This window comes from Nocardia sp. NPDC050406 (assembly GCF_044459025.1).
Classification (GTDB): domain Bacteria; phylum Actinomycetota; class Actinomycetes; order Mycobacteriales; family Mycobacteriaceae; genus Nocardia.
In genome coordinates this window covers 618,599-632,169 of sequence record NZ_JBITIM010000004.1, presented here as the reverse complement: position 1 = coordinate 632,169, position 13,571 = coordinate 618,599, and the positions used below count along the sequence as shown (strand labels likewise).

13 protein-coding genes are annotated in these 13,571 nt (G+C 68.2%); 7 read left to right on the top strand and 6 right to left on the bottom strand.

Going from position 1 to position 13,571, the window contains the following annotated elements; all coding sequences use genetic code 11:
- Positions 1 to 111 precede the first annotated feature (111 nt).
- The gene (locus tag ACIBH2_RS31595; RefSeq protein WP_397124137.1) at positions 112 to 759 is read right to left on the bottom strand and encodes a TetR/AcrR family transcriptional regulator; all 648 of its coding nucleotides are present in this window, start codon (positions 757 to 759) and stop codon (positions 112 to 114) included.
- Between the two features lie 89 nt (positions 760 to 848).
- Here ACIBH2_RS31595 and ACIBH2_RS31590 point away from each other — a divergent pair, with 89 nt between their 5' ends.
- Both ACIBH2_RS31590 and ACIBH2_RS31585 read left to right on the top strand, forming a co-directional pair.
- A complete protein-coding gene (locus ACIBH2_RS31590; RefSeq protein ID WP_397124135.1) occupies positions 849 to 1,937 on the top strand; it encodes an epoxide hydrolase family protein in 1,089 nt (362 codons plus the stop codon).
- Between the two features lie 136 nt (positions 1,938 to 2,073).
- Complete coding sequence (locus ACIBH2_RS31585; RefSeq protein WP_397124133.1) at positions 2,074 to 2,697, top strand: NAD(P)-dependent oxidoreductase; 624 nt, start codon at positions 2,074 to 2,076, stop codon at positions 2,695 to 2,697.
- 56 nt (positions 2,698 to 2,753) lie between these two features.
- On the opposite strand, the gene ACIBH2_RS31580 is transcribed toward ACIBH2_RS31585, so the two are convergent.
- The gene (locus ACIBH2_RS31580) at positions 2,754 to 3,902 is read right to left on the bottom strand and encodes a GTP-binding protein (RefSeq protein WP_397124130.1); all 1,149 of its coding nucleotides are present in this window, start codon (positions 3,900 to 3,902) and stop codon (positions 2,754 to 2,756) included.
- A 68-nt stretch (positions 3,903 to 3,970) separates the two neighbouring features.
- On the opposite strand from ACIBH2_RS31580, the gene thiD reads away from it, so the two are divergent.
- The 5 genes from thiD (at position 3,971) to ACIBH2_RS31555 (ending at position 8,957) form a co-directional block, all read left to right on the top strand.
- Positions 3,971 to 4,819, top strand: coding sequence for a bifunctional hydroxymethylpyrimidine kinase/phosphomethylpyrimidine kinase (gene thiD, locus ACIBH2_RS31575; RefSeq protein ID WP_397124128.1), 849 nt, complete (start codon positions 3,971 to 3,973; stop codon positions 4,817 to 4,819).
- A 71-nt stretch (positions 4,820 to 4,890) separates the two neighbouring features.
- Positions 4,891 to 5,400, top strand: coding sequence for a nitroreductase/quinone reductase family protein (locus tag ACIBH2_RS31570; protein ID WP_397124125.1), 510 nt, complete (start codon positions 4,891 to 4,893; stop codon positions 5,398 to 5,400).
- A gap of 71 nt (positions 5,401 to 5,471) precedes the next feature.
- Complete coding sequence (locus ACIBH2_RS31565; RefSeq protein WP_397124123.1) at positions 5,472 to 6,716, top strand: glycosyltransferase; 1,245 nt, start codon at positions 5,472 to 5,474, stop codon at positions 6,714 to 6,716.
- Complete coding sequence (locus ACIBH2_RS31560) at positions 6,713 to 8,680, top strand: ArnT family glycosyltransferase (protein ID WP_397124120.1); 1,968 nt, start codon at positions 6,713 to 6,715, stop codon at positions 8,678 to 8,680. The genes ACIBH2_RS31565 and ACIBH2_RS31560 overlap by 4 nt, the downstream gene beginning before the upstream one ends.
- Before the next feature lie 109 nt (positions 8,681 to 8,789).
- Positions 8,790 to 8,957, top strand: a complete 168-nt coding sequence (locus ACIBH2_RS31555) for a hypothetical protein (RefSeq protein WP_397124118.1) — start codon at positions 8,790 to 8,792, stop codon at positions 8,955 to 8,957.
- A gap of 7 nt (positions 8,958 to 8,964) precedes the next feature.
- Here ACIBH2_RS31555 and ACIBH2_RS31550 read toward each other — a convergent pair whose 3' ends face one another.
- From ACIBH2_RS31550 to ACIBH2_RS31535, 4 genes are read right to left on the bottom strand one after another with little or no spacing between them, the layout of a single operon-like run.
- Entirely contained in the window at positions 8,965 to 9,579 is a 615-nt protein-coding gene (locus ACIBH2_RS31550) for a TetR/AcrR family transcriptional regulator (RefSeq protein ID WP_397124115.1), read from the bottom strand.
- Positions 9,580 to 9,584: 5 nt separating this feature from the next.
- Positions 9,585 to 10,379 (bottom strand): enoyl-CoA hydratase family protein, encoded by a 795-nt coding sequence (locus ACIBH2_RS31545; RefSeq protein ID WP_397124113.1) that lies wholly within the window; start codon positions 10,377 to 10,379, stop codon positions 9,585 to 9,587.
- Between the two features lie 10 nt (positions 10,380 to 10,389).
- A complete protein-coding gene (locus ACIBH2_RS31540; RefSeq protein ID WP_397124319.1) occupies positions 10,390 to 11,550 on the bottom strand; it encodes an acyl-CoA dehydrogenase family protein in 1,161 nt (386 codons plus the stop codon).
- A 21-nt stretch (positions 11,551 to 11,571) separates the two neighbouring features.
- Positions 11,572 to 13,569, bottom strand: coding sequence for an acetyl/propionyl/methylcrotonyl-CoA carboxylase subunit alpha (locus tag ACIBH2_RS31535; RefSeq protein WP_397124111.1), 1,998 nt, complete (start codon positions 13,567 to 13,569; stop codon positions 11,572 to 11,574).
- Positions 13,570 to 13,571: the final 2 nt, after the last annotated feature.

Below are 13,571 nucleotides of genomic sequence, written 5' to 3'. Positions count from 1 at the left end.
GGCACGTGTGGCCCGCACCCATCGGTGCGGGCCACACGCCTGCCCGGGTCCATATTTCGATCGTGTACTGACTGTCGGGCTGGCGCGCGCGAATGTTGCGCGGCGCTCACCTCACCGGCGCGGCTGCCACCGATGCGCGAACTCGCCCGGCTCGGGGGCCGGGCCGGGCAGTTTTCCCGAGGTGGCGAGACCATCCACGAGCATGGCGAGAATACGGCGGCGCAGCTGCGCACTGCGGGTACCGTCGGGCAGGGTGATGGCCGCGCACGCCTCGAGAATCAGGCCGAGGTCCGCGGTGGTGACGCCTTCGCGCAGCCGCCCCGACGCGCTGGCGCGCCGAACGATCTCGTCGGTCAGCTCCGCGGAGCGCACGACATCGGGCATCATCGACGGATCCGGCGTGAAGGTGCCCGCCAGATGCACCGTCAGCGAGTGCACATCGGCATCCACCACCCGCTCCAGGAAGTCCACCAGCACCCGCCAGCCGTCCGAATCCCGCAGCGCCGCTTCGGCTTCGGTGTTGTAGCGGCGCAGGCCGTCGTGGCAGAGCGTGCGCAGTAGCGCCTCCTTGCTCGGATAGCGGCGATACAGCGCGCTGATGCCCACCCCCGCGCGCTCGGCGACGGCGGCGATCGGGGCGGCGGCATCGGCGAGGAAGACCTCGCGGGCGGCCTCGAGAATGCGCTCGTCATTGCGGGCGGCCTGGGCCTTGCGTCCGGCGAGAGGACGTTGAACTGGGGTTTCAGCGGTTTCCGGCATGATTTCAGCATAGCACTTGAAACGGAATGTTCCGTTCTGCTACTCTTCAAACAGAACGAAACATTCCGTTCCGAATCGAGGAGCTAGACATGAACGCCAACGCCATCCGCCCCTTCCGCATCGAGATCCCGCAGGCCGACCTGGACGATCTCCAGGAGCGGCTGGCCCGCACCCGCTGGGCCGATCAGATTCCCGGCTCCGGCGACACCTACGGCGTGAGCGTGGACCGGGTGCGGCAGCTGGTGGAGTTCTGGCAGGGCGGCTTCGACTGGCGCAAGGTCGAGGCGCGGCTGAACGCCTACCCGCAGTTCAAGACCGAGATCGACGGTCAGGACATTCACTTCCTGCACGTGAAGTCCGAGCGCGACAACGCCTTTCCGCTCATCCTGACGCACGGCTGGCCGGGGACCTTCGTGGAATTCCTGGATGTCATCGAGCCGCTCACGACGGCCGGATACGACCTGGTCATCCCGTCGGTGCCCGGTTACGGATTCTCCGGTGTCACCACCGAATCCGGCTGGAACGACAATCGCATCGCCAAGGCGTGGGCCGAACTCATGGCGCGGCTGGGCTACCGAAAGTACGGCGCGGTCGGCAACGACGGCGGCTCGCAGATCTCCGCGGAGCTGGGTCGGGTCGATCCCGAGCATCTGGTGGGATCGCATGTGGCGCAGGTGTATTCGTTCCCTTCGGGCGATCCGACGGAGATGACGGACCTGACCGCCGACGAGCAGCGGTCGCTGGCCACCCTGGACTGGTTCGTCAAGAACAAGATGGGCTTCAATGTGCTCCAGTCGCAGCAGCCGCAGACGCTGGCGCACGCGCTGATGGATTCGCCGACCGGGCTGGTCGGCTGGAACGGCCAGCTGCTGGGCCCGGACCTGGACGACGAATTCGTGCTGACCAATATCGCGATCCACTGGTTCACCGGCACCGCGGGTTCGGCCATTCGGCACTACTTCGAGAAGGCGCAGGCCGAGCACGCGACCGAGCCGACCACCGTGCCGATGGCGCTGTGCGGGTCGACCGGCGATTTCCACGGCATTCGCCGGTTCGCCGATCGCGATCACAACATCGTGTCGTGGCGGACCCACGACGTGTTCACGCACTACCTGCACCACGTCGCGCCCGATCTGATGTCGACCGAGATCACCGAGTTCTTCGGGCAGTACCGCTGATACGCGCCGAGGGTCGCGGCCGGGTGCCGCGACCCTCGCGCATGTCCGCGAGACGCACGACGATGGTTCCCCGACGCCGCGGTTGATGTACTGAATTCATCAAGTTCCCAAGGGAATTCAGCACAAGGAGAACATCATGCGAATCGCAGTCTTCGGATCCACCGGCACCCTCGGCAGCAAGGTCGTCGCCCAGGCGCTCGCCGACGGCCACGAGGTCACCGCCTTCACCCGCAATGCCGGGAATGTCAGCACCGCGCACGAGCGGTTGCGGGTCGTGGTGGGCGATGTCCTCGATCCGGCCGCCGTCGAACAGGCGGTCATCGGCCAGGACGCGGTCATCGTCTGCCTCGGCTCCGGACGCAAGGGCGTGGTCCGGGCGGAGGGCACCAAAGCGGTGATCGGAGCCATGGAGCGGCACGGCGTGAAACGGCTGATCTGCCAGTCCACGCTGGGCGCGGGCGACAGCCACGCCAACCTCAACTTCCTGTGGAAGTACATCCTGTTCGGCATGCTGCTGCGCCCGGCGCTGGCCGACCACAATGTGCAGGAGGAGTACGTCCGCAAGTCCAATCTGGACTGGACCATCGTGCGGCCCAGCGCCTTCACCGACGGCCCCCGCACCGATGTCTACCGCACCGATTTCGGGCCGAACGAGAAGGGGCTCAGCCTGAAGATCTCCCGGGCCGATATCGCCGCCTTTCTGCTCGCGCAGCTCGACGACACCGCGCACATTCGGACGGTGCGCGCCCTGTCGAACTGACCGAGTACGACCAAGACCCGCATCTCCCCTCACAGAGATGCGGGCCTTGTCGGGTCTCAGGCGTGCTCGTGCAGCTCTCCCCAGGCCGGGAAGGGGTCGGCGTAGGTCTCCCAGACCCGCTGTCCCGCGGCGAGTTCGGCGTCGGTGAGCAGGGCTGCGTCGAGCAGGCCGCGCACCCGGTCGCGGTCCAGCTTCACGCCGATGAACACGATCTCCGAGCCGGGCTCCTCGTTCAGCGACGACCAGAACGCGGCCGGTTCGAAGGTGAGGTTCGGGCCCGCCTGCGACCAGATGGCGACCATCTCCGGACGACTGGCGATCCAGCAGAATCCCTTGCTGCGCAACAACCCTCGCAGTTCACCGAGCGCCGCGTCGAGCCGCTGCGGATGGAACGGCCGATCGGCGGTGTAGGTGAGGCTGCGAATGCCGTACTCCTCGGTCTCGGGGGTGTGCCCGCCCGCCAACTCCTCCTCCCAGCCCGCGGTCTCGGCCGCGAGGTCGGGATCGAACAGCCCGGTGTCGAGCACCTCGGAGAGCTCCACCCGCCCCTGCACCGCGCGCAGGATCTTGGCCTTGGGATTGAGCCGCCGCAGGGTGGCCTCCACGGTGCCGAGCGCGTTGGCGCTCACCAGATCGGACTTGGAGACGATCAGCACGTCGGCGAACTCCACCTGGTCGATCAGCAGATCGGCGATGGTTCGCGTATCTCCTTGCGCCGCTTCCAGATTCCGGTCGGCCAGTGCCTCGCCGCGCACCACCTCGGGCAGGAAGGTGGAGGCGTCGACCACGGTCACCATGGTGTCGAGCCGCGCCAGCTCGCCGAGGGTGAAACCGTCCTCGAATTCCCATTCGAAGGTGGCGGCGACCGGCATGGGCTCGGAGATGCCCGTGGACTCGATCACCAACTGATCGAACCGGCCCTCCCGGGCGAGCTTGCCCACCGATTCGATGAGGTCCTCGCGCAGCGTGCAGCAGATGCAGCCGTTGGTGAGTTCGACCAGCTTCTCCTCGGTGCGGTCCAGATGCCCCTGTCCGGCGACGAGCGCGGCGTCGATGTTCACCTCGCTCATATCGTTCACGATCACCGCCACCCGGCGGCCGTCGCGATTGGCCAGGATGTGGTTGAGCAGGGTGGTCTTACCGGCCCCGAGGAAGCCGGAGAGCACGGTCACGGGCAGCTGGGCGGTGGGCTGGGCTGAAGTCACGACTTAATGATAACGGTTTTCATTTACAGTCGATATCGGGGTCCGCGCAGGGCGGTAGGGTCGGCGGCGTGGAACTGCTACCCCTCACCCCCAATGGCACGACGCCGGTGCGCGTCCTCACGATCGCGGGGACGGACTCCGGCGGTGGGGCCGGAATCCAGGCCGATACCCGCACCATGGCGCTGTGCGGGGTGCACGCGTGCGTGGCGGTGGCCGCGGTGACGGTGCAGAACACCTTGGGCGTCAGCGGTTTTCACGAGATTCCGCCGCAGGTGGTGGCCGATCAGGTGCGAACCGTGGTCGGCGATATCGGTATCGGGGCGGCCAAGACCGGCATGCTGGCCTCGACCGGCATCATCGAAGCGGTCGCGGGGGTGTGCCAGGAGGTCGGCATCGGGCGCGACGGGGATATTCCGCTCGTCGTGGATCCGGTGGCCGCCTCCATGCACGGCGATCCGCTGCTGCACGCCGAGGCCCTCGACGCCGTGCGCTACACCCTGTTTCCGCTGGCCACCATTGTCACGCCGAATCTCGACGAGGTGCGGCTCATCACCGGTATCGAGGTGGTCGACGACAAGACCGCGCGGCGGGCGGCCGAGGCGCTGCACGCGCTCGGGCCGCGCTGGGCGATCGTGAAGGGCGGGCACCTGCGCGGTGCGCCCGACAGCCCGGACCTGCTCTTCGACGGCGAGACCTTCCACGAGATCACCGCCACCCGCATCGCCACCGGCAACGACCACGGCGGCGGCGACACCCTGGCCGCCGCGCTGGCCTGCGCGCTGGCGCACGGGTATTCGGTGCCGGACGCGTTCGCCTTCGCCAAGGAGTGGACGCGGCGCTGCCTGCAAGCCTCCTACGACCTGGGTGCGGGGCACGGTCCGGTGTCGCCGCTGTGGCGACTGCACGAGCGGCCCTGAGCGGCGAAATCGGCACGATCACGCCGTGCGCAGCGCCGGATTTTGTCGGTGGTCGGGAGGATACTGGGTCGATGAGCGATTCCGAACCGGTTGCGGGCCAGCAGAACAACGACGAGATCACCTCCTACGACGATCCGAACGCGCCCTGGAATCAGCAGTTCAGCGAGGCCGAGATGGCCCGGTGGAACGACGGCGTCATCGAGGAGTTCCGCGCCAACGACGGCAAGGTCGGCGGCGCGTACGAGGGCGGGACGCTGCTGTTGCTGACCACCACGGGCGCGAAAAGCGGTAAGCGGCACACGGTTCCGCTGGGCGCGTTGCATCGCGGCGAGACGATCTACGTGAGCTCGTTCATCGAGGACAAGTACCCGGCGTGGTGGTTCAATCTGAAGGCCAACAGCGAGGCGACCGTGGAGATGGGCGGTAAGACCTACCGCGCCACGGGTCGGGTGCTCGAAGGCGCGGACTACGACGAGTTCGCCGCATGGGCATTGGCCGACAATCCCATGCTGGCCGAATACCAGGCCAAGATCGAGCGGCCGATGCCATTCGTCATTCTGGAGCTGGGCGAACAGATCTGAGCTGACAGCTCCCAGGAACCTCCCAGCCGGGACGCAGGGACGGCCCAGCGTGGTGCTCGACGTTGGTCGTCATGACCGACACAGTGACCGCCGTTCGAGCGGCGGAATCCGCAGGGGCGGTGACCGCGCCCGTTGTCGACGTGGTCGTACCCGTCTACAACGAAGAGCACGATCTCGGGCCGGGTGTGGCGCGGCTGCGGGAGTTCCTGGATGAGCACTTTCCGTTCTCGGCGCGAATCACCATCGCCGACAACGCCTCCACCGACAACACGCCGCTGATCGCCGACCATCTGGCGCGGGAGCTGCGCGGCGTCCGGGCGGTCCACCTGGACCGCAAGGGGCGGGGCCGCGCGCTGCGCGAGGTGTGGCTGGCCTCCGACGCGCGGGTGGTGGCGTATATGGACGTGGACCTGTCCACGGATCTGAACGCGCTGCTGCCGCTGGTCGCTCCGCTGGTCTCCGGTCATTCGGAGGTGGCCATCGGCACCCGGTTGTCCGCCGCTTCGCGGGTGGTGCGAGGACCGAAGCGGGAGTTCATCTCCCGCGGCTACAACCTGATTCTGCGGACCTCGCTGCGGGCGCGGTTCTCGGACGCGCAGTGCGGGTTCAAGGCCATGCGCACCGAGGTCGCGCGGGCCGTCCTACCGCTGGTGCAGGACGGTGAATGGTTCTTCGACACCGAACTGCTGGTGATCGCCGAGCGCGCCGGGCTGCGCATTCACGAGGTGCCGGTGGACTGGATCGACGATCCGGACAGCCGGGTGGACATCGTCGACACCGCGCGCAAGGATCTGCTCGGCATCTGGCGGATCGGGCGGGCGCTCGCCACCGGTCGCCTGCCGATCGACGACCTGCGTGCCGCGGTGGGGCGGGAACCGCTGGTGGACGGCGTGCCACTGGGCATGGTCGGACAGTTGGTGCGCTTCGGCATTGTCGGGGTGCTCTCCACGCTGGCGTACCTGGTGCTGTACGTGCTGTTGCAGGCGGTCACCGGCGCGCAGGCGGCCAATTTCCTGGCGCTGCTCGTTACCGCCGTCGGCAATACCGCCGCCAATCGGGCCTTCACCTTCGGGGTGCGGGGCGGGGATCGCGCTGTGTCGCACCACTTTCAGGGGCTGTTGATCTTCGGTCTCGGCCTGCTGCTGACCAGTGGGTCGCTGTTCGCGCTGCACCGCTGGGCTCCGGGGGCCTCGGTGCGGCTGGAACTGCTGGTGCTGGTGGCGGCCAACCTGCTGGCGACCCTTCTGCGGTTCGTGGGGCTGCGCTGGGTGTTCCGTGATGCCCCGGCCGCGCCTTCGGAAGGGAGCGTGCGATGACGGCAACCCTGCGCGCTGCTCGCCCCGCCAGTGCGGTTCGGCACTCGCGGTCGCGCGAATTCCGTTGGAACTACCTCGCTCTGGCCGTTCTGCTGATCGGCACGGCGGCGGCCTACCTGTGGAATCTCAGCGCGAACGGCTGGGGGAATTCCTTCTATGCCGCTGCGGTACAAGCGGGTTCGCAGTCGTGGAAGGCGTTCTTCTTCGGATCCTCCGATGCCGCGAATTCCATCACTGTCGACAAGACACCGGCGGCGCTGTGGCCCATGGAGATCTCGGTGCGGCTGTTCGGCCTGCACAGCTGGAGCATGCTGCTGCCGCAGGTGCTGATGGGTGTGGCCGCGGTGGGTCTGCTGTGGGCGGCGGTGCGCCCCCACTTCGGTGCCACGGCGGGCCTGATCGCCGGGTTCGCGCTGGCCGTGACACCCGTCGCGGCACTGATGTTCCGGTTCGACAATCCCGACGCCATGCTGGTGCTTCTCATGGTCGCGGCGGCATGGACCATGCTGCGCGCCGTGGATTCCGGTCGCACCCGCTGGCTGGTCTATTGCGGACTGTTCATCGGATTCGGTTTCCTGGCAAAGCAATTGCAGGTGCTGCTGGTGGTGCCCGCGCTGGCGCTGACCTACCTGATCGCCGGACCGCCGAAACTGGGCAAGCGCATCGCGCAACTCGTCGCGGCGGCCGTGGGCATGATTGTCGGCGCGGGCTGGTGGGTGCTGATCGCCCAACTCTGGCCCGCCGATGATCGACCGTATTTCGGTGGTTCGCAAAACAATTCGATTATCGAGCTGACGTTGGGATACAACGGCCTGGGTCGCCTCAACGGCAACGAGAGCGGCAGCGTCGGACCCGGCGGCGAACTACCCGCCGGTGGCAATGGCATGTGGGGCAGCACCGGCCTCACCCGGTTGTTCGAGCCCGCTCAGGGCGGACAGATCGCCTGGCTCCTTCCGGCCGCGCTGATCCTGCTGGTGGTGGGAATCATGATGCGCGGCAGAGTGTCCCGCACCGACCCGCAGCGTGCCTCGCTCATCCTGTGGGGCGGCTGGCTGCTCGTCACCGGGCTGGTGTTCAGCTTCATGAAGGGAATCTTCCACCAGTACTACACGGTGGCGCTGGCCCCGGCGGTCGCGGCGCTGGTCGGTGCCGGTGCGGTCCTGTTGTGGCGCAGCGCTTTCGCCGAACGCGGTAGCGCGCTGGCTCGCCTCGGTCTCGCCCTCGCCATCGCGGCGACCACCGCCACCGCGTGGATGCTGCTCTCCCGCAGTGCGTCCTTCGTGCCGTGGCTGCGGTGGATCGTGCTGGTCGGCGGGATTGTCGCCACCGCGCTGATCCTGCTGCCACGACGGCGAACAGCCCTCGCGGCCGCCGCCACAGCACTCGTCGTCGGCCTGGCGGGCCCCGTCGCGTATACCGCGAACACCCTCGCCAGCGCGCATTCCGGCCCGATCCCGACGGCGGGGCCGAAGGTCGGCGGCGGTTTCGGCGACGGGCAGCGGGCAGGGGCTCCGCCCAGCGGAGGCCCCATGGGCGGACCGACCGACAGCGCCGCCGAGCGCGGCCGTGTCGTATTCGGCGGCCCGGGAGGCGGTGTCATGGGCGCGAGCACGCCGAGCGAACGGCTCACCGCCCTGCTCGAGCGCGACGGCGACGCCTACACCTGGGTCGCGGCCACGGTCAGCTCGAACAGCGCGGCCGGATACCAACTCGCCACCGAGCTGCCGGTCATGCCGATCGGCGGGTTCAACGGCAGCGACCCGTCACCCACGCTGGAGCAGTTCCAGCGCTACGTCGAGGAGGGCCGAATCCACTACTTCCTCGCGGGCAACGACCGCGGCGGCCCGGGAGGTGCGAGCGCCAACCAGAGTTCCGCCATCACCGGGTGGGTGCGGGACAACTTCACCGCGCAGGAGATCGACGGCGTCACGGTGTACGACCTGACACGGCCGAAAACCGCGTAGCCCCATCAAGTCCCGTAGACGCCCGCTTCCCTCGGAAGCGGGCGTTCACGTCCGTGTCGGGCCGTACGCTGAATTCACCACGAACACACCGCGTTCAGGGAATACCGCCATGGCCGATCCCATTCCGCTGCGCCCGCTCCCGCTCAGCGACACCCACCGCGAAGCCTTCTGGCGGCGCGTCGGCTGGTCCCCGGACCTGCCCGCGCCGGAGCGGGAAGTCATCGAGAACCGTTGGGACGACGACTCGATCGAGATGGCCGAGATCTTCGGCTGGTGATTATCCGCTACGCGACGGGATGCAGCGCCGCATGCAGCGTGGCCGCCCACTGCTGCACGATCTCCTTGCGGCGCAACGAATCATCGGTGAGCACATCGGCCAGCCCGAGCCCGCGGGCCAGGTCCAAGGTGGCCTGTACAAGGTGATGCGCCACCGGATCGGAATCGTCGACGCCCAACGCCTCCACCGCCATGCGGTGCGACACCCGGCCGAAGCGCGCCTCCAGCGGCATCACCCGCTCCCGCAGCGCCGGATCCGCGGCGGCATGCGTCCAGACCTGCAGTGCCGCTTTGAACAGCGGACTCGTATAGGACTCCACCAGCGAGGTCACCACGGCCTGGGTGCGGCCCGCGCCCTCGGCGACCTCACCGAGCGCCATGGCCTCGGATTTGGCCTGCGCCATCCGGGTATCGAACATGTACTCCAGCGCGGCGGTGATCAGATCCTCACGGGTCGGGAAATGATGCTGCGCCGCACCTCGCGACACCCCGGCGCGTTCGGCCACCACGGCCACCGTCGCGGCCGCCCAGCCCATCTCGGCCAGGCAGTCGATGGTGGCCTCCAGCAGCCGCTGCCGGGTAGCCCGGCTGCGGTCCTGCTTGGGTTCGTGGGGTGTCGCCATGGTGGCTATTCTGCCCAGCTCGGCAGACGGCGCTGAAAGAAGGCCGTCATGCCCTCGATGACCTCGGGGGTTCCGAAGAAACTGGCCGACCGCTTGGCCAGCTCGTCGGCCCCACGATCGAACGCGGTGAGCAGGTCGGCATTGACCAGCCGCTTGCTCTCCGCCAGTCCCTGCGGCGACCCCCGCCGCAGCTCGTCACGGAAACGCGCGGTCGCCGCGGCCGTATCCTCGACCGCCACGGTGATGAGTCCGATGCGTGCGGCCTCGGCGGCGTCGAAGGTCTCGCCGGTCTGGAAATAACGGGCGGCCGACCGCGAGGTCATGCGCGGCAGCAGGGTGAGCGAGATCATGAACGGAGCCAGGCCCAGTCGCGCCTCGGTGAGCGCGAAACTGCTGCTCGGGCCCGCCACCACGATGTCGCAGGCCCCCACGATGCCCATACCTCCGGCGCGCACATTGCCGTCGATCCGCGCCAGCACCGGTTTGGGCGAGGCGATGATGCGGCGCAACACCTGGATCATCCACCCGGTGCGGATATCGGCGGCGGCCGCCGGATCGGCGTCCAGGGCCTCCTTCAAATCCGCACCGGCGCAGAAGGTGTTGCCGGTGTGGGTGAGCACGACACCGCGCACGGTCTCGTCCTCGTTCGCCCGCTCCAGGCCCGCCAGCAGCTCCGTCACCAACCGCGACGACAAGGCGTTGCGGTTGTGCGGCGAATCCAGGGTGAGGACGGCGAAGCCGCCCTCCACCTCGTACCGCACGTAGGGTCCGGACTCCGGATTGGGTTCGGTGGCAACCATCGAATTCTCCTCAGTAGGACCGCGGCAGGCCCAGCGAGTGCTGTGCGACGAAATTGAGGATCATCTCCCGGCTGACCGGGGCCACCCGCGCGATGCGCGAGGCCGCGAGCATGCCCGCCAGCCCCACATCCGAGGTCAGGCCCGAACCGCCGTGGGTCTGGATGGCCTGATCGAGCGCCTTGATACTCGCCTCCGCCGCAGCGTATTTCGCCATATTGGCGGCCTCGGCCGCACCGAAGTCGTCACCGGAGTCGTAGAGTACGGCGGCCTTCTGCATCATCACCTTGGCCAGCTCGAGTTCGATCTTCACCTGCGCCAGCGGATGCGAAATGCCTTGGTGCGCACCGATGGGGGTCTTCCACACCTGACGTTCCTTGGCGTACTCCACCGCGCGGTCGATGGCGTAGCGGCCCATGCCCACGGCCATGGCCGCGCCCATGATGCGCTCCGGATTCAGACCCGCGAACAGCTGCGCGATGGCGGCGTCCTCCTGACCCACCAGGGCGGTGCCGGGCAGTCGCACATCGTCGAGGAACAGCGTGTACTGGCTGTCCGGCTCGATGATGTCCATCTCCTGGCGGTTCTTCTCGAAGCCGGGGGTGTCGACGGGGACGATGAACAGCGCGGGCTTGAGATTGCCGGTCTTGGCGTCCTCGGTGCGGGCCACGATGAGCACCGCCTCGGCCTGGTCGACACCGGAGATGAAGATCTTGCGGCCGTTGAGGATCCAGTCGTCACCATCGCGGCGGGCGGTCGTGGTGATCTTGTGCGAATTGGATCCGGCATCGGGTTCGGTGATGCCGAACACCATGGTCGCCGAGCCGTCCGCGAGCCGCGGCAGCCAGTTCTGCTTCTGCGCGTCGGTGCCGTACTTGGTGATGATGGTGCCGCAGATGGCGGGCGAGACCACCATGAGCAGCAGACCCGCGCCCGCCGCCGACAGCTCCTCCTGGACGAGGGCGAGTTCGTAGATGCCCGCGCCGCCACCGCCGTACTCCTCGGGCAGGTTCACGCCGAGGAAGCCCAATGCGCCCGCCTCGTCCCAGAGTTCGCGCAGCGGCTCGTTCTTCAGCGCCTTGGGGCGCACGTAGTCGCGGTAGTTGTACTTGCTGGCGAGTTTGGCGACCGCGGCCCGCAGCGCCTTCTGCTCGTCGGTTTCGATGAAGCCCACTGTGTTCACCATGACGTCCGCCTACTCCTGACCTTCACTGTCCTCGGATTGGACCACCGCGAGTACGGTGCCCACATCGACCTGCTGTCCGGCCGCGACATTCACTTCGGTGAGCACGCCCGCCGCGGGCGCGGCAATGGTGTGTTCCATCTTCATCGCCTCCAGCCACAGAATCGGCTGGCCCTTCTCGACGCGGCTGCCGACCTCGGCTCCCAGGCGAATGACCGCGCCCGGCATGGGGGCCAGCAGCGAGCCCTCGGCCACCTGGTCGGCGGGGTCGGAGAAGCGCGGCAGTCGCCGCACCGCGACCGGCCCCAGTGGGGAATCCACCGCCACCAGATCGCCGTAGCGGGCAACCTCGAAGCGGCGGCGCACCGGGCCTCGCTCCCCCGGCACCGAGAGGATCACCAGATCCGGTGTGGCCTCGATCAATTCGAGCCCCTCGAAGCCGTCCACCTCGAGTCCGGCCCGGGTCAGGCGGTAGCGCACCTCGTGCTTGCCGCTGACCCGGCTCTCGTAGGACTTGGTCTGCGGCTGCGACGGCAGATTGCGCCAGCCGCTGGGCAACCCGGCGCCGACGCGCGCGGCGGCACGGTTGGCGGCCGAATCCGCCAGTGCGGCAGCGACAATGGCGAGCTTCTCATCGGCCTCGGCGGCCAGCGGCGCGGAGAGCGTGTCCAGGCCGTGGGTGTCGAAGAACGCGGTATCGGTGTCACCGGCGAGGAAGGCCGGATGGCGCAGCACCCGCACCAGCAGGTCCCGGTTGGTGACCAGGCCGTGAATCTTGGCCCGCTGCAAGGCCGTTGCGAGCAGGTGCGCGGCCTCATCGCGGGTTTCGGCGAAGGAGATGACCTTCGACAGCATGGGGTCGTAGTGCACGCCGACGACCGAACCGTCCACCACGCCGGTGTCCAAGCGCACGCCCGGTTCGGTCAGCACCGTGAATTCGCCCGTGGTGCCCGGGATTTCGAGCTTGTGCACGGTGCCGCTCTGCGGCTGCCAGTCCTGTGCCGGATCCTCGGCGTAGAGCCGCACCTCGATGGAGTGGCCGCGCTTGGCCGGTGGCTCGGCGGGCAGCGCGCGACCGGAGGCCACCTGCACCTGCGTGCGCACCAGATCGAGTCCGGTGGTCTGCTCGGTGACCGGATGTTCCACCTGGAGACGGGTGTTCATCTCCAGGAAGAAGAACTCGCCCTTCTCGTCGGCCAGGAATTCGACGGTGCCCGCCCCCTCGTAGCCGATGGCCTCGGTCGCCAGCCGCGCCGCCTCGAACAGCCGCGCCCGCATGCCGTCGATGCGCTCGACCAGCGGCGAGGGAGCCTCTTCGACCACCTTCTGGTGACGGCGCTGGATCGAGCATTCGCGCTCGCCGACCGCCCACACCGTGCCGTGGGCGTCGGCCATGACCTGCACCTCGATATGGCGGCCGGTCTCCAGGTAGCGCTCGCAGAACACGGTGGGATCGCCGAAGGCCGAGGCGGCCTCGCGCTGTGCGGCCTCGATCTGATCGTTCAGGTCGGCCACATCGCGCACCACGCGCATACCGCGGCCACCGCCACCGGCCGACGCCTTGATCAGCACCGGCAGCATCTCCGGGGTGACCTCGGCCGGGTCCAACTGCTTCAGCACCGGCACCCCGGCGGCGTCCATCAGCTTCTTGGACTCGACCTTGGAGCCCATCTGCTCGATGGCCGAGACCGGCGGACCGATCCACACCAACCCGGCGGCCTGCACGGCCTTGGCGAATTCGGCGTTCTCGGAGAGGAATCCGTAGCCCGGGTGAACGGCGTCGGCACCGGCGGAGAGCGCCGCCTCGATGATCAGCTCACCGCGCAGGTAGGTCTCGCCGGGCGTATTGCCCGGAAGCCGCACGGCCGCATCGGCCTCGGCCACATGCGGTGCGGCGGCGTCGGCATCGGAGTACACCGCGACGGTGCCGATACCCATGCGGCGGCAGGTGGCGAAGACGCGCCGGGCGATCTCGCCACGATTGGCAACCAGGACGGAGGTTATCTGCACGA